Below are 15,465 nucleotides of genomic sequence, written 5' to 3' on the forward strand. Positions count from 1 at the left end.
ATCTTATGGTTTCATCACCTGAAAGGTTCCACCGTTTTCGTCATACACATAGCAAATGGCCCCGTTTTCATCCGTCCGCCAAATGATCGCCCGTTGTTGCCCAAGCCGCATAAGCACCTCGGGGGACGGATGCCCGTAGCGATTGTAGCGGCCGACGGAAATGATGGCCGCTCGCGGCTTGACCGTCCGCAAAAACGGCTCTGTTGTCGACGTTTTGCTGCCGTGGTGGGCGACTTTCAATACATCGACACGCAGCGTCGGATAAGCGCGGATGAGCGCCTGTTCCGCCTCTTCCTCGATATCCGCAGCAAACAGCCATGTCAAGCGGCCGAGGCGGGCGAGCAATACAAGCGAGCCGTTATTATCCTCATTGTTTCCCGCCTCCGGGTGCAATACGGAAAACGCGGCATCCCCCACCTTCCACCGATCCCCCCGCACGCTGGCGGCCACCGGCACGGAAAACGGGCGCGCCATCGCCTTGACGGCCGGCAGCGCTCCTGGGCTTGTGACAATCTTCTTAACGCGCACGGCTGCCATCACCTCGGGAGCAGACCCGATATGGTCGGCATCATCGTGCGTCAAAATCAGCTGATCAAGCGTCCTCACCCCTTGGGCTTTTAAAAACGGCACGACAACGTCGCGGCCGACAGAAAACGGACGCGACCGCTTGCGCCACGGTTCGCGCGCCCATTCCGGCGTCCCGCCCGTGTCAATGAGATAGACTGCTTTGCGATGCGGAAGCTCAATATAAATGCAGTCTCCTTGTCCAACATCCAATATCGTTACTTCTCCCTTTGGATTCATATACGGAGAAGCCATATGCAGCGCCGTCGCCGCCGCCACCGCTGTCAATCCGCGGATCAGGCGGCCGCGTTCCCAATCCAAAAACGCCGCCGCGATGGCTGTCAGATAACCAGCTAAGCACCACGGCCCCGGACGGCCGAGCACAAGCATAAACGAGTAATCGACCGAGAAAAAATGGACAACCGCATCCGTCAGCTCAATGAGACGGCTAAACAGCCAAATGAGCGGAGAAAAGGGAAAAACTGCGGATAGAAAAGCGAGTGGCAAGATGACAAATGAATACCAAGGGACAAAGAAGACATTGAGTCCTACGCTCCAAACAGAAACTTCATAAAAATGGTAAAGCAAAACCGGCAGCGCGGCAAGCTGAGCGGCGAGCGCGGTCTGAAACAAGTTTTGGAGCATCGAACGAGCAGAGGCGAGCACCGATACATGGGCGAGAAGGGCAAACGTGACAAGAAACGATAGTTGAAAACCGACATCCCAAACCATATAGGGGTCAAAGACGAGCAGGGCAAGCGCTGTCCAACTCAACGCATCCAGCGGATGGATCCTTCCTTTTTTCCACTGGATGGCCAACACAATCATCCCGGTCGCACAAGCGCGCAGCACCGACGGCGAAGCGCTGGCGAGCACCGCATACATAGGCAAGAAAACGAGCAAAGCAAGCACGGCCGCTTCGCGCGTCACAAACCGAATGGCAGCGGCCAACGCAGCGCCGACAAGCAGGGTGACATGGCCGCCGGAAATGGCCAACAAATGGATGATCCCGAGCTGCTGGTAACCGCTAATCACTTCCTCGTCCAACGAGCGGCGTTCGCCATAAATGAGCGCAGCGGCGATGCCGGCCGCTTCCGGCGGAAACCGGGCTTCAATGCGGCGGACGCCAGCCTCGCGAATGGCTTCAAGCCGTTCGATGATGGCGGGACGGACGCGCACGCAAGCAGAAAGATCGATCGCCTCAGGGAGAAAGAGCCAATGAATGCGGTGGCGGCGCAAATAAAGGCGGTAATCAAACGCATACGGATTGCCAGCTGGCATGGGGCGCTCGAGCGTTCCCTTTAGCCGGCACACGACCCCAGGCATGAGGTGCGCACGCAGCGCTTCTTTTTCCGCAGCCGTCCGAATGATGTAACGGAGCTGCACCCGCTCCTTGCCAGCTTGCACCGCCGCCTGCAATCGATCGCCGTCGATCGCCGGCGCGGCGGAAAAACGAACGGAAAGCGAATGACGGCCGCCGGAAAGGGAAGTTTTGTTATGATGATCAATGATGAGAAAATAGACAAAAAAGAAGAGAGCTGCAACGAGAGCAGGAAGGAAACAGTGCGGCCGGCGGATGAAAAGAAGAAGGAGATACACAACGAGGAGAAGACAGGCGGTTTGGGACGGCGAGGCCGCCGCGACGGCCAAAAGCGCCGCCGCGGCGGGATAGACGGCTTGTCCCTTCATGCTTCACCTCCGCCGCTGGCAAGAAAGGCAAACACATCCGTTTTCAGCGGCACTTGCACGAGCCGGACGCCAGCTTGAGCAAACAGCTCCAAGGCGTACGGGTGGTTTTTGTAGTCTTGGGCGTAATAGACAGCGCGGATGCCGCTTTGAATGATCGCCTTGCAACAATGCAAGCACGGAAAATGGGTGACATACATCTCGGCCCCCTCGGTCGGGACGCCGAACTTGGCGCATTGCAAAATGGCATTCATTTCCGCATGGATCGTCCGTACACAATGGCCGTCAATCACGTAGCACCCTTCATCGGTGCAATGGGCGCCGCCGGCGATCGAGCCGTTGTACCCGCCGGCGATGATGCGCTTATCGCGCACAATCGTCGCTCCGACGGCGAGCCTTGTGCACGTGCTGCGCAGCGCGAGCAAATGGCTTTGCGCCATAAAGTATTGATCCCATGTGATGCGTTCCATTTTCCATCCCTCCGCTCGTTTCCATACTTTTAGTCTACCCGCCGCCGCCTGCCCCCGTCAACGCCGAAAAACGTCCGCAGCAGCCCTGATCCGCCCATAAACGAGAAGCATTGCGCTCCCCCGCCTCGTTTACGGCACAAGCAAATACGGTTTCAATTTCTCCAGCGTTTTTTCGCCAATTCCGGTTACATTCAACAAATCTTCCACCCGCTGAAACGGCCCGTGTTCTTCGCGATAGGCGATGATCGCTTTTGCCTTCGCCGGTCCGATGCCGGGAAGCTGCATCAACTCCTCTTCCGTCGCCGTATTGACCGCCACTTGCGTCCCGTCCCGAGCCCCATCGTTCAGAGACGTAAAAGTGGCATTTGACGCCGCTGCGGCCTCGCCTTTTTTCGGCACGTAAATCATCATCTCATCGCGCACTTTTGCCGCCAGATTGATTTTCGTTTCATCCGCCTCGTCCGTCAATCCGCCGGCTAGGGCGATAACATCGCGAACGCGGGCGTCCGCCGCCACTTCGTACACTCCTGGCTTCGCGACCGCCCCTTTCACATCCACCACAGCGGTTTTGGGCGCCTCGTCCTTTTTTTCTTCCGGCCGGGCGGCATCCGTTTCAGCCGCCGCCGGCAAGACGACTTGCTCCTTTTCATCCGTCGGATGACGAAACACCCATAACCCCGCCGCCGCGGCAAACAACAAGAGCACCCCCGCTTTCCCATAACGTTTTCCAAGCTCCTGCACATGCTCCCACATACGATCCCATCCTTTCCATCTCCAGTCATAAACCGAGCCTTTTTCTCATACATATCGAAAAAGAGAGTTCCGGTGAACCAAAACCGGGAGGGGGGACAATGCATGAACATCGGCGTTATCGGCACGGGGAATATGGGCACCATCTTAATCGAAGCGTTCCTCGACTCCGGCGCCGTGAAAGCGGATCAGCTCGTCATAACGAACCGTACGCTTGCGAAAGCGTTCGCGATACAACGCGCGCATCCCGGCATTGCAGTGGTTGCCGATGCGGCTGAAGTCATCAAACAATCCAGCCTCGTCTTTTTATGCGTCAAACCGCTCGACATCCACCCATTATTGCAGCAACTGGCCCCGCACTGGACAAACGAACACTACCTCGTATCGATCACAAGCCCGATCAGCGTCGAACAGCTTGAAGCAGCCGTCCCTTGCCAAATCGTGCGCGCCATTCCGAGCATTGCAAACCGGGCGCTCTCCGGCAGCATCCTTGTCACCTTCGGCTCGCGCTGCTCAGCCGCCTGCCGGCAAACGATCGATGATCTTCTCCGGCGCATCGCCTCGCCGGTGTACATCGACGAGGCCATCACCCGCGTCGCTTCCGACATCTCAAGCTGCGGTCCAGCGTTTTTCAGCTATTTGCTTCAGCGCTTCATCGACGCCGCAGCGGCCAAAACCGCCATCACGAAGGAACAGGCGACGATGCTGGCGACCGATATGATCATCGGCCTTGGGGAACTGCTCAAGCGGAATCTGTACACATTGCCAACGTTGCAGGAAAAAGTATGCGTCAAAGGCGGCATTACCGGGGAAGGAATCGCTGTGCTGGAACAACGAATGAACGGCGTCTTTGAAGAAGTGCTGGCGAAAACACATGAGAAGTTTAAAGAAGATGTGGAGAAGGTGAAGCAACAGTTTCCTTGATTGATTTTCATTTGACAAGCAGCAGCGAAAATCCTGCTTCGTTCGACAAAAAAATGGACCCCAGCTTGTACGGCTGGGGTTTTCATATTTACGGATTTTTCGTTGGATTCCATCGTCGTTCAACCTTTCAGCTGTTGCTTGTTTTTATCTATATTGTTTCGATCCTCATTCGGCTATTGAGCCGGGCACAAGATTTCTTCCAATTACGTTTGGTTGACATTACACTCGTTTCAATCCTCAGCCAGCTATTAAGCCGGATGCAAAACGATAGAGCATTTTCCCTGCATGATTTTATGTTTCAACCAAAATCTCCCTAAATCTTCCTCATCCACGTTTCTTTTTATGATTTATGATTTCTCGCTCTTCGCCCCTCACCGCTTCCGCGCGACGAAAAACAACCGCTCCGCCGTCTCGGTCGGGGGCGCATCGGTGAAATCGGCGGTCACTTCAAGCACCTCGAAGCCAGCGGATTCGAGCCATCGCTCATAAACCTCGCGCGCAAATGTGCGTTGCTCGTGCCATTCGTCATAGCGCTCGTACCACTCGCCGCGGCGGACGAAAAACGTCAGTTCATGCCCGACGCTGTGCGGCCAGTCAAGCGGATGGCACGTCCATATGTAGCTGAGGTCGTCATCCTGGTCCGCAAACACGGCGTCGCGGAACAGGACGTCCATTTTGTAGACCGAATGGACATCAAACAAAAGCAGCCCGCCGCCGCCAAGGGCGCGGGAGACGGCGGCGAACGTCCGCTTCACATCCTCTTCATCCGTTAAATAGTTGAGAGCATCGCAAAACAGGAAGGCGCCATCGAGATCAGAAAACCCGTCGAGCTCCGCCATGTTTTGTTCGAAAAACGGCACCTCCACTCCCGCCGCTTCGGCTTTCGCCTGGGCGACGGCGAGCATATGTTCAGAGAGATCAACGCCGGATACTTGCCATCCGGCCTTGGCAAGGCGGATGGCAAGCTCTCCCGTCCCGCAGCCGATGTCAATGACCCGTCTCCCCGGCCGTTTGGTGTATTGGGCGAATGCCCGTTCCACAAACGATTGCCATGCATCATACGGCGCCTCGGCCATGAGCGCATCGTACCAATCGGCGAAACGAGCATAGGTCATGGCTGCAGCACAGCCGCGACGTCTTCCGTCGGGGCGTCCCCCCAAAGCCGTTCGAGGTTGTAATACTCGCGCTCCTCTTTGGCAAAAACATGCACAACGATGTCGCCCAAATCGACAAGCACCCATTTCGCCTCCTGGAATCCTTCAACCCTCTTCACCGCTAAGCCGTGTTCTTCCGCTTGGTCTTGAATTTCGCGGGCGATGGCCTGCACTTGTTTGTCCGAATTGCCATGGCAAATGACAAAATAATCGGCGACAAGCGAAATGCCTTTCATGTTCAAGACGACAATGTTTTCCGCCTTTTTATCATCCGCCGCGCGGACGACAAGCTGCAACGCCTCTTGTTCCGTCACCGTTTTGCTTCCCCCTTCACTTCACGCATGAGTGAATTGTACGCATGAATCGTATCTGGATAAATGAGCTGGCGCTTCTCAAGCAAAAACGCGATCGTATTTTTCACCGCCTGCAACAGCGCCCGGTTGAGGTCTTCTTCCGCCAAGCGCCGTACGTCGTCAACGCCCGGGAAGCGGCGCCCTGGTTCCATATAGTCGGCCAAATAAATAATTTTTTCAAGCACCGTCATTCCAGCCCTTCCCGACGTATGGTAGCGAATGGCATCCAGCACCTCTGGATCGTTGATGCCGACTTCTGTCTGCACCAAATAGGCGCCAACGGGCGCATGCCATAGCTCACTGTTGTAAGCAAGCAAATCGTTGGGCATATTTTGCGCCAAAATGATTTGTTTCATTTCTTCAACCGGGCGGAATTTCGCATAGTCATGGAAAATGGCGGCCAATTCCGCTTTTTTGACGTCGGCGCCATACTGGTTGGCTAGCTTAACGGCCGTTTCGACAACGCCAAGCGTATGCTCGTAGCGCTGCTCCGTCAACTGTTGTTTCACAATCAGCAACGCCTGTTCTCGCTCCATATAATCCCTTCTCCTCAATATAAAGTCTGACGCCTTCCGGTACAAGATAGCGAATCGTCTGTCCGTTCCGCACCCGCTCGCGGATGAGCGAGGAAGAAACAGCAAACTGCGGCGCCTCAACTTCGATGACCGGATACGGCGTTTCCATGGAAAACCCCGGCCGCTTGACGCCAACAAACGTCACCAACTCGATGAGCTCATCGATGCGGTGCCAATTCGGCAAATATTCGACCATATCGGCGCCGATGATGAAATAAAATTCGTCATCAGGATGCATCGCGACAAGCTGCCGGATCGTGTCGTACGTATACGAAGGCCCTTCCCGCTCGAGTTCGATCGTCTCAATATGAAAGCGCGGATGGCCAGCCACTGCCAACTCGAGCATGCGCAGCCGGTCTTCGCTTTTGGTCACTTGTTCGTGCTGCTTATGGGGAGGAAGGCGGTTGGGCAGAAACCAAATTTCTGACAACTGAAGGGCGTCAAGCACTTCATTCGCCATGAGCAAATGACCGTAATGAGGCGGATCAAACGTGCCGCCGAAAACCCCGATTTTTCCCATCTTCTTTCCTCCCGCCGCCTGCCGTGGCTGCTCCCATTGTCAATCAGGCAGAACGATTTGTTTATGCTCCTTCGATTCTTTGTATAAGACGATCGTATTGCCGATCACTTGCACGACTTCCGCCCCCGTTCCAGCCGCGAGCTGCTCGGCGACGGCGTGGCGGTCTTCTTCGCAGTTTTGCAAAACGCTCACTTTCAACAGCTCGCGCGCTTCGAGCGCCGCCGCAATTTGTTCGGTCATCGCTTCCGTCACGCCGCCTTTGCCGACTTGAAAAATCGGTTTCAAATGATGGGCTTGAGCGCGCAAAAACCGTTTTTGTTTTCCCGTTAGCATATGTTACCTCCTTAACGCTTCGATGACAAGCTGTTTCATCCGGTTGACATCCGGCCATTGGCCGGTCCATTTTTCAAACGCTAGCGCTCCCTGGTACACGAGCATGCCGACGCCGTTTTGCACACGGGCGCCGCGGGCTTTCGCTTCTTTCAGCCATTTTGTTTCCAGTGGATTGTAAATAATATCGGAAACGATCACCCCTGGCCGCAGCCGTTCAAGAGAAAGCGGCTGCACCTCGACACGCGGATGCATGCCGACAGAAGTGGTATTGATGATAATATCGTATTCGTCAAGCCGCGTTTCCGCCTCGGCGAGCGAAAAATACGCCGAGCGGCCATCCCCCCCTTCGCGGACGAGCCGCTCCGCTTTTTCCACCGTCCGGTTGGCCATATCGATGCGCTCGGCTGCCGTCGACAGCAACGAAAAGTAAATGCCGCGCGCCCCGCCGCCAGCGCCGATCACCAAAATCCGCTTGCCGTCGAGACTGACGTCCATTTCCTCCTCGAGCGCCTTGACGTAGCCAGGTCCGTCCGTATTATAGCCGACGAGCCGGCCGTTGTCGTTGACGATCGTATTGACCGCCCCGATGCGGCGCGCCTGCTCGTCCACTTCGTCCAAAAACGGAATGACCGCCAGTTTGTGCGGAATCGTCACGTTCACCCCGGCGATGCCGAGCGCCCGCACGCCAGCGATCGCCGCACCGACTTGCCCCGGTTCGACGGAAAACAAATGATAGCGCGCCGGAATGCCCAAACGGGCGAATGCATCATTATGCATGAGCGGCGACAGCGAGTGCTCGACGGGAAACCCAATCAACCCGTATACCTTTTCCACGTTTCTCCTCCTCCCGCTTTCCATTAAATCAACGATTGACGGATAAATACGTCGACCCCTTTTGGAGCATGGACGACAAGCTGAGCACCCAGGTCGTTGCACGTCACCCAGCCGAGTCCGGAAAAGACGATGTCTGTCTTCCGCTCTTTGACAGACAGCGAGCGCGGCACAAGCGGCGGAAATTCAGCGGCATAGCGTTTGTTTGGCGGCGACAGCAAATCGCCAAGCTGATTGGCATAAAGGGAGTCGGCTTTTTCCAACTTTGTCCGATGAACCGTCAACTCATTGGCCATGTAGCAGACGAACGAGCGGCGCCCGCCTTTGATGTAATCGAGGCGGGCCAAGCCTCCGAAAAAGAGCGTCTGCCCTTCGTTGAGCTGATAAACGCGCGGATGGATTTCCCGCTTCGGCGTAATGATCTTCAAATCGCGCGCATCAACAAAGTGCGCCATTTGGTGATGGTTGATGATCCCCGGCGTATCATACAGCGTCGCTCCACCCTCAAGCGGAATTTCGATCATATCGAGTGTCGTCCCCGGGAAATATGACGTGGTAATCACATTCCCTTTGCCGGTCGCCTCTTCAATGATCCGATTGATGAACGTCGACTTGCCGACATTCGTGCAGCCGACGACGTAGACATCGCCGCCCTCACGGTAGCGGTTGATCGCTTCCATCACCTTCGCCATGCCAATTCCTTTCGCTGCGCTGACAAGGCAGACGTCAACCGGACAGAGCCCGAGCTCTTCCGCCATGCGGCGCATCCAGCGCAGCAGCTTCGGGTATTTGACCGACCGCGGCAATAAATCCGCCTTGTTGCCGACAAGCAAAATCGGATTATCGGCCGCAAACCGCGGCAAGCCAGGAATCCAGCTGCCGTTGAAATCGAAAATGTCGACGATGTTGACGACAAGCGCCTTCGATTCCCCGATGCGGTGCAGCATGTTTAAAAAATCGCTGTCATCAAGCGGCACGTCTTGCACTTCGTTGTAATGTTTCAAGCGGAAGCAGCGCTGGCAAATGATTTCTTCCTCGTCTTTTTCGAGCACGCTTTTCGGCGCATAGCCCGCCTTTTTCGGATCGTCAAACTGAATGGCCGCTCCGCAGCCGATGCAACGCAGTTGTGGCTCCACGATCATTCCTCCCAGTAAATCATCCCTTTTTTGCGCATCACCTTTAAAATTCTCCGCTCCATTTTTCGATTGAAACGCGTCCATAATCCGTCCGTCTGGGCGACCGGGACGACTAAAATCGTGTTTAGTCCGAGCCGGTTGCCCCCAAGCACATCCGTCAGCAACTGATCGCCGATGACGACGACTTCCTCTTTCTTAAGCTCCATCATCTTTAATGCCTGCAAAAACGCGCGTGTCAGCGGTTTGCGCGCTTCAAAGATGAACGGGATGCCAAGCGGCTCCGCAAACGACTGCACGCGTTGTTGATTATTATTCGATACGATGACGACCTTAATGCCCGCCTGCTTCATCGCATCAAACCATGCGGCCAGCTCCGGGGTGGCGCTCGGCCGATCCCATTCAACAAGCGTATTGTCCAAATCAGTGATGATCCCTTTGACCCCTTTTTGTTTCAGCTCATCCGGAGTAATGTCGATCACACGCTTGGCAAACTGGCTTGGCAAAAAGTAGTGAAGCATGCCGGACACCCGCCTTTCCATTTGCTTTTCCCATCATAGCGAATTTTAACGTTTGTTTCAAAACAAAGTTTACCGATGATAAATAGAAAAAACTTTCGACAAATTTCGCGACTGTCCATCTTGTGGATAACTGTTGCCCACATTATACACAAGCTAGTCATCACACTTCCTGCGTTTTATAAACATGTTTTCCACATGTTATCCACCACCTTCTGTGGATAACAGAACGGTTGTTCTCTCTCCCAAGTCATGGTACATTGTAAGTAACCTACCATTATATGTATGACATGTTTGGCATATTCCATCCAAAAAAGGAGGACGCCCCCGATGAAACATTTGTCCGACGAGCTGTTGATCGAGTCGTACTTCAAGGCGAAAGAACTCAACCTCAGCCCGGAATTCATCGAGTTGATTGAAAAAGAAATCCAGCGCCGTTCATTGACCCACAAAATTAAGCTGTCCTCATAAGCGAAGGCCTTCGGGCTTTTTTTGTTTCGGAAAGCCTTAGCGCTCATGCGCCTCGCACCAATAGCCGAGCCGCTCGCCGACTTTGATCGGCATGGGCGCAACAATGCGCGGGTCAGGGGCGAAACTTCCGCGTTCAAACAGCAAGACGACCGTTGAACCGAACGAAAAATACGCCATTTCCTCTCCTTTTACAAGCTGCTCACCCTCATGGGTCAATTCAATGCTGTTGACGAACATGGCGCCGATTTTCACGATCGCCAAGCGCTTGCCGCCGGCTGTGACCTCGGTGATGAGGCGGTAATTTTTCTCGAGCGGCCGACGCCCATATTTTAAGCCAAGACGGTTGACCGGATACGACTTGCGGCCGAGCGCCCACTGCTTTTCGATCACTCCAGATATTGGGCTGTGGATGCGGTGATAATGACTCGGGCTTAAATACAGAATAAAAAAGAACCCGTTCACATACGGTTGTGCCGCTTCAACGCTGCCGAGCATTTCTGCAATGGAATACGGCTTTCCCTTGACGATCATTTCGCAGTTTTCTCGAATCGTGCCCATGTCTTCAATGACGGCGTCGACCGGGCTGACGACCGTATGCTCATCAGCGTCGACCGGCCTCACCCCAGCCTTCAGCCGGCGGACGAACAGTTGCTGCAACGTCTTATAATTTTTTAAGCTTTTTTCCATTTCGTCTTGGTTAATATGATAAATTTTTGCATACGATGATATCAATAGCCCGCTGAGTCGCGATTTGGCAAACGAAGCGAGCAGCTTTGAAGAAAGCGAGTGATTGGTCAGCTCGATGAACAAACGATAAAGCCATTTTCGCAAGCACGTTCCCTCCAGTAGCGCAACATCGCCATTCGTTACTACCTTCCATATTACCGCCAAAATGAGTATAATGGTAGTAGAATTTTCTTTTGGCGTTTTCTGTTGGAAAAGGAGTGGGGAAACTTGTTCTTATCGGACTATTTAGATTATACGTTAAAAAAGCTGAAAGCAAACGTGGCAAACATTTTGACGATGACAAACCTGTCGCTTGGCGGCTTTTCCGTCCTGGCTACGCTGAAAGGGCAGCTTCATATGAGCGTGCTGCTCGTTTTTTTAGCAGCGTTTGTCGATCGCTTTGACGGCGCTGTGGCGCGCAAGATGAACATTGAATCCGAACTTGGCAAGCAGCTCGATTCGATGAGCGACATCGTCTCCTTCGGCGTCGCTCCCGCCTTGCTGATGTACCAAGGCTTGTTCCATGAGTTCGGCGCGCCCGGCGCGGTATTCACCGTTTTGTACATCGCTTGCGGCGCCTTCCGCCTCGCTCGCTTCAACATCACAGAAAACAACGGCTACTTTGCGGGGCTGCCGATCACCGCCGCCGGGGTGCTGATGACGCTCGGCTATTTAGCCATCCCGTACTTCCCGCCGCAATCGTTTATGTTTTTGGCGCTCATTTTATCGTTTTTAATGGTCGGCACGTTTAAACTGAAAAAAATATGATGATCATCGGAGCTGCCCTTTCCGTCATCCTAATGGAGCGGGCGGCTTTTTGCGTCTCATGTCACACCTTTTTCCCTTTTCAACCTCCTATATTCAGTATATGATAAATATGGTTTCTTCATAAAAACGCCCAATGGCGTAGATCGTTCGTATGGAAAAAGCGGGGGGATTCATTTGGACAAAACATCGGTCATCGGCATCATCCTTGGTGTCATTGCCGTCGGGCTGGGCATGTACTTTAAGGGCGTTTCGCCTGCTGTATTGATCAATCCGGCCGCCATCCTCATCATTCTCGTCGGGACGGCGGCAGCGGTCGTCATCGCCTTTCCGACGCACGAAATTAAAAAAGTGCCAAAGCTTTTCAAAGTCATTTTCACGGAATCAACGACGCCGACGGTCGAACAACTGATTCCGCTGTTCGTCGATTGGGCGAATATCGCCCGCCGCGAAGGGCTGCTGGCGCTCGAGGCGAAATTGGACGACATTGACGACCCGTTTTTGCGCAACGGACTCAGCATGGCAATCGATGGGCAAACGCAAGAGTTCATCCGGGATGTCATGACAGAGGAAATCGTCGCCATGGAAGAGCGCCACGAAGCGAATGCCGCGATTTTTTCCCAAGCAGGCACGTACGCGCCGACGCTCGGGGTGCTTGGGGCCGTCATCGGCCTGATTGCCGCCCTTGGCAATATGGAAAACATCGCCGAGCTCGGCAAGGCGATCAGCGCCGCTTTTGTCGCCACGATGCTCGGCATTTTCACCGGCTATGTGCTTTGGCATCCGTTTGCCAACAAACTGCGGCGGAAATCGAAGGAAGAGGCGCGCGTGCGCTACATCATGATTGAAGGGGTGCTGTCCATTTTGGAAGGACAAGCCCCGCGCATGATCGAACAAAAACTCGCCTCATACTTGCCGGAAAACGAGCGGCGCCAAGCGCTGGTGCAAGGGGAAACGGCCAATGGCTAAGAAAAAAAAGAACAAGCATGACGACCATATGAGCGAGGCATGGCTGATTCCGTACGCGGATTTATTGACGCTATTGCTCGCCCTATTCATCGTCTTGTTTGCGAGCAGCCAAATCGACCAAAAGAAGTTTCAAGAAATTGCGCGCGCCTTTAGCACCGCCTTTGCCGGCGGAACGGGTGTTCTTGACTTTCAAAGCCCGATCGAGCCGATCACTCCACCGGCCCAAGACGAAGAAGGACGGCATCAAGCAAAGCAGCCTTCCCCAGTCGTAAACGGAAAGGAAAAAGAAGAATTAGGGCAAATCAAAGCGAAAATCGACAGCTACATCCACGACAACAAGCTGACGGGAAAACTGCAGACTTCCTTGACGGACGAAGGGCTCGCGATTACCATTTTGGATGATATTTTATTCGACTCCGGCAGCGCCGAAGTGCGCATGAAAGACCGGCGTCTTGCGGCGGAAATCTCCGCTTTGCTCGTCATGAACCCGCCGCGCAATATCATCATCAGCGGCCATACGGACAACGTGCCGATCCATAATGAGAAATTTGCTTCCAACTGGGAGCTGAGCGTCATGCGCGCCGTCAATTTCATGAAAGTGCTGCTTGAAAACAAGCAACTCGATCCGCGCTATTTCAGCGCCAAAGGGTATGGCGAATACAAGCCGATCGCCTCCAACGCCACCGCTGCCGGGCGGATGAAAAACCGGCGTGTCGAAATTTTAATTTTGCCGCGCACCGACGTCAATGATTCGTCCACATCCACTCAGTGACCGCCGCGCCTTCAGCGGGCGGTTTTCTTTAGCCGTCGCTTTGCCAAAACTCTCTTTTCCATGTCCAAACAGAAAAACCGGCGGTTCGCCGGTTTTTCCTCCTTCGTCCGCAAAGACCTTTATTCGAAAAAATCAAAGCTTGATCGTCCATTTAATGACTCCGGCTTTGGCAAGCGCCTCAACCAAAATGACAACGACCGGCCCGACGAACAACCCGATAAAGCCAAGCAGCTGAAACCCCAGATAGACGCTGACGAGCGCGGCGAGCGGGGAAATGCCCAAATTGGTGGAAAACACTTTCGGCTCAATGATCCGGCGCACGACGGTGATGACGACAAACAGCACGATGAGCCCGATGCCAAGCGTATTGTTGCCGTTCGCCATGCTGATGAGCCCCCACGGAACAAGCACGGAACCCGTTCCTAAAATCGGCAAAATATCAACGACGACGATGACCAGCGCCATCAACGCCGCATAGTCGACCCCCAACACGAAAAGGCCAGCCAGCGCGAGGAAAAACGTAATTAAACTAAGCAAAAACTGCGCTTTTAAAAAGCCGATCCCCGCTTTGCTCAGCTGGGCGACGACCATCCCAAGCCGCTGTTCGGTCCGTTCGGACAAATAGCGGCGCATGCCTTGCTTCAGCTGCGGCAAATCGAGGCAAATGAGAAACAGTGCGATCAAATACACTAAAAAATGAATCAAAAACGCCGGAATGGCGGCAATATAATGGACGAGCGACTGCGTCAAGTTGGTCGCAAACGACAAAAGCATTTGCTCGACGGTATTGACGCCGCGTTCAAGCGAATCGATGATTTCCTGCGGAATGGAGCTGGAATACGACTGCCACGTTTGAATGAGGCGGTCGAGCACTTTCGTCGCTTCGTTTAGCACATAAGGCAGTTTTTGCGAGAGCGCCATCACTTGTTGCACAAAAATCACGACTAGAAAGTAAAGGGAAAGCCCAAGAATGATGATGAACAATGAAAAAATCACCGTGACGGCGTGCGCGCGCTTCAGCTTATAGTTTTCTTGCAATCGGCGGATGGACGGCTCGAGCAAAAGCGCGGTCGCAAGTGCGAAAAGAAGAGGCACGCTGTATGGCACAAGCCATAGCCCCACAGCGAATAGCAACGCAATGATAATCCAACGTTTCACGTTCGTCCCTCATTTTTCATAAAAATTTAGCCAAAAGATGGTTCATGTATAAATATAGCCGACAGCATGCGGACGGGCAACTATTTCATGCGCTCGTTTTCATCTGCAGCACGGCGTCGTCGTTGCCAAACGATGTAAATCGCCGCCACCGCCACCGCCGCTGCAATAGCCGGTCGGACGTATGGCGCCGCCATCTCGTCAATTTGCCGCCATCGTTGGCCAAGCTGCTCTCCCAACCAAATAAACAAGATGGACCATGGGATGATGGCCAACACCGTGTAAATCGTAAACGGCAACCACTTCATCCGCGCAATGCCGGCGGGGATCGAAATCGCATGGCGGACAACGGGGATAAACCGGGCGCTGAAAATGACGCCGGGGCCAAATTTCGCAAACCAGCGTTCCGCCACATCCAAATGTTTTTTCTGGATCAATACATATTTCCCATACTGATCTAGAAACGGCCGTCCGCCATAGTAGCCCATCCAATACAAAAACAACTGCGCCACCGTGCCGCCTATTGTCCCAGCTGCCACGGCCCCAGCAAATGAGACATCCCCCCGCGCTACCAAATAACCGGCATAAGCCAACACGATCTCGCTGGGGATCACTTCCACCATCAAGGCGAGAGCGATGCCGACATAGCCTAAACTGGTCAAAAAGGAAAACATCGATTGAATGACTTCGTGCACCGTTTTTCCTCCTTGTCTTTCGCTTCCTTGTCCATTTTTTCATTATACTATACGTTCCTTGCCAACAAAACGGGAAAAGCGGCTGATCATTCAGCCGCTTT

The 15,465-nt window shown here is 53.9% G+C and carries 20 protein-coding genes; 6 read left to right on the forward strand and 14 right to left on the reverse strand.

Annotated elements, in window-relative coordinates; all coding sequences use genetic code 11:
- Positions 1–3: 3 nt before the first annotated feature.
- The 3 genes from GZ1_RS01195 to GZ1_RS01205 form a co-directional block, all read right to left on the reverse strand.
- Positions 4–2,253: a DNA internalization-related competence protein ComEC/Rec2 gene (locus tag GZ1_RS01195; protein WP_060787715.1), complete on the reverse strand. Its 2,250-nt coding sequence runs from the start codon at positions 2,251–2,253 to the stop codon at positions 4–6.
- Positions 2,250–2,720, reverse strand: a complete 471-nt coding sequence (locus GZ1_RS01200) for a ComE operon protein 2 (protein WP_020755680.1) — start codon at positions 2,718–2,720, stop codon at positions 2,250–2,252. Before GZ1_RS01200 ends, GZ1_RS01195 begins: the two co-directional genes overlap by 4 nt.
- A 129-nt stretch (positions 2,721–2,849) precedes the next feature.
- Positions 2,850–3,473 (reverse strand): helix-hairpin-helix domain-containing protein, encoded by a 624-nt coding sequence (locus GZ1_RS01205; RefSeq protein ID WP_060787716.1) that lies wholly within the window; start codon positions 3,471–3,473, stop codon positions 2,850–2,852.
- Positions 3,474–3,575: 102 nt separating this feature from the next.
- On the opposite strand from GZ1_RS01205, the gene comER reads away from it, so the two are divergent.
- Together comER and GZ1_RS19135 are read left to right on the forward strand one after the other, a co-directional pair.
- Positions 3,576–4,394: a late competence protein ComER gene (comER, locus tag GZ1_RS01210; protein WP_011231997.1), complete on the forward strand. Its 819-nt coding sequence runs from the start codon at positions 3,576–3,578 to the stop codon at positions 4,392–4,394.
- Positions 4,391–4,711, forward strand: a complete 321-nt coding sequence (locus tag GZ1_RS19135; RefSeq protein WP_021322005.1) for a hypothetical protein — start codon at positions 4,391–4,393, stop codon at positions 4,709–4,711. The genes comER and GZ1_RS19135 overlap by 4 nt, the downstream gene beginning before the upstream one ends.
- A 54-nt stretch (positions 4,712–4,765) precedes the next feature.
- Here GZ1_RS19135 and GZ1_RS01220 read toward each other — a convergent pair whose 3' ends face one another.
- The 8 genes from GZ1_RS01220 to GZ1_RS01255 are packed head-to-tail and all read right to left on the reverse strand — an operon-like array spanning position 4,766 to position 9,814.
- Positions 4,766–5,509, reverse strand: coding sequence for a class I SAM-dependent DNA methyltransferase (locus GZ1_RS01220; protein WP_060787717.1), 744 nt, complete (start codon positions 5,507–5,509; stop codon positions 4,766–4,768).
- Positions 5,506–5,862 carry a ribosome silencing factor gene (gene rsfS, locus GZ1_RS01225; protein ID WP_013144688.1) on the reverse strand — a complete coding sequence of 119 codons (357 nt, stop codon included), beginning with the start codon at positions 5,860–5,862 and terminating at the stop codon, positions 5,506–5,508. Before rsfS ends, GZ1_RS01220 begins: the two co-directional genes overlap by 4 nt.
- A complete protein-coding gene (gene yqeK / locus GZ1_RS01230) occupies positions 5,859–6,437 on the reverse strand; it encodes a bis(5'-nucleosyl)-tetraphosphatase (symmetrical) YqeK (protein WP_060787718.1) in 579 nt (192 codons plus the stop codon). The genes rsfS and yqeK overlap by 4 nt, the downstream gene beginning before the upstream one ends.
- Positions 6,346–6,996 carry a nicotinate-nucleotide adenylyltransferase gene (locus GZ1_RS01235; protein WP_060787719.1) on the reverse strand — a complete coding sequence of 217 codons (651 nt, stop codon included), beginning with the start codon at positions 6,994–6,996 and terminating at the stop codon, positions 6,346–6,348. Before GZ1_RS01235 ends, yqeK begins: the two co-directional genes overlap by 92 nt.
- Positions 6,997–7,035: 39 nt before the next feature.
- The gene (gene yhbY, locus GZ1_RS01240; RefSeq protein WP_013524182.1) at positions 7,036–7,329 is read right to left on the reverse strand and encodes a ribosome assembly RNA-binding protein YhbY; all 294 of its coding nucleotides are present in this window, start codon (positions 7,327–7,329) and stop codon (positions 7,036–7,038) included.
- Between the two features lie 3 nt (positions 7,330–7,332).
- Positions 7,333–8,163 (reverse strand): shikimate dehydrogenase, encoded by an 831-nt coding sequence (aroE, locus tag GZ1_RS01245; protein ID WP_013144684.1) that lies wholly within the window; start codon positions 8,161–8,163, stop codon positions 7,333–7,335.
- 23 nt (positions 8,164–8,186) lie between these two features.
- The gene (gene yqeH / locus GZ1_RS01250; protein ID WP_033006028.1) at positions 8,187–9,296 is read right to left on the reverse strand and encodes a ribosome biogenesis GTPase YqeH; all 1,110 of its coding nucleotides are present in this window, start codon (positions 9,294–9,296) and stop codon (positions 8,187–8,189) included.
- 2 nt (positions 9,297–9,298) lie between these two features.
- A complete protein-coding gene (locus GZ1_RS01255) occupies positions 9,299–9,814 on the reverse strand; it encodes a YqeG family HAD IIIA-type phosphatase (RefSeq protein ID WP_013144682.1) in 516 nt (171 codons plus the stop codon).
- A gap of 327 nt (positions 9,815–10,141) precedes the next feature.
- On the opposite strand from GZ1_RS01255, the gene GZ1_RS01260 reads away from it, so the two are divergent.
- A complete protein-coding gene (locus tag GZ1_RS01260; RefSeq protein WP_008879941.1) occupies positions 10,142–10,282 on the forward strand; it encodes a sporulation histidine kinase inhibitor Sda in 141 nt (46 codons plus the stop codon).
- A gap of 36 nt (positions 10,283–10,318) precedes the next feature.
- On the opposite strand, the gene GZ1_RS01265 is transcribed toward GZ1_RS01260, so the two are convergent.
- Positions 10,319–11,113, reverse strand: coding sequence for a phosphatidylserine decarboxylase (locus GZ1_RS01265; protein ID WP_011232006.1), 795 nt, complete (start codon positions 11,111–11,113; stop codon positions 10,319–10,321).
- Between the two features lie 123 nt (positions 11,114–11,236).
- On the opposite strand from GZ1_RS01265, the gene pssA reads away from it, so the two are divergent.
- The 3 genes from pssA to motB all read left to right on the forward strand — a co-directional run bounded on the left by pssA (position 11,237) and on the right by motB (position 13,514).
- A complete protein-coding gene (gene pssA, locus GZ1_RS01270; RefSeq protein WP_014196390.1) occupies positions 11,237–11,776 on the forward strand; it encodes a CDP-diacylglycerol--serine O-phosphatidyltransferase in 540 nt (179 codons plus the stop codon).
- A gap of 174 nt (positions 11,777–11,950) precedes the next feature.
- Positions 11,951–12,742 carry a flagellar motor stator protein MotA gene (motA, locus tag GZ1_RS01275; protein WP_011232008.1) on the forward strand — a complete coding sequence of 264 codons (792 nt, stop codon included), beginning with the start codon at positions 11,951–11,953 and terminating at the stop codon, positions 12,740–12,742.
- The gene (gene motB / locus GZ1_RS01280; RefSeq protein ID WP_011232009.1) at positions 12,735–13,514 is read left to right on the forward strand and encodes a flagellar motor protein MotB; all 780 of its coding nucleotides are present in this window, start codon (positions 12,735–12,737) and stop codon (positions 13,512–13,514) included. Before motA ends, motB begins: the two co-directional genes overlap by 8 nt.
- A 132-nt stretch (positions 13,515–13,646) precedes the next feature.
- On the opposite strand, the gene ytvI is transcribed toward motB, so the two are convergent.
- Together ytvI and uptA are read right to left on the reverse strand one after the other, a co-directional pair.
- The gene (gene ytvI, locus GZ1_RS01285; protein ID WP_011232010.1) at positions 13,647–14,672 is read right to left on the reverse strand and encodes a sporulation integral membrane protein YtvI; all 1,026 of its coding nucleotides are present in this window, start codon (positions 14,670–14,672) and stop codon (positions 13,647–13,649) included.
- Between the two features lie 80 nt (positions 14,673–14,752).
- On the reverse strand, positions 14,753–15,364 hold the full coding sequence (gene uptA / locus GZ1_RS01290) for an undecaprenyl phosphate transporter UptA (protein ID WP_011232011.1): 612 nt from the start codon (positions 15,362–15,364) through the stop codon (positions 14,753–14,755).
- Positions 15,365–15,465 lie beyond the last annotated feature (101 nt).

It is taken from the genome of Geobacillus zalihae NBRC 101842 (assembly GCF_001544135.1).
Lineage (GTDB): Bacteria > Bacillota > Bacilli > Bacillales > Anoxybacillaceae > Geobacillus > Geobacillus zalihae.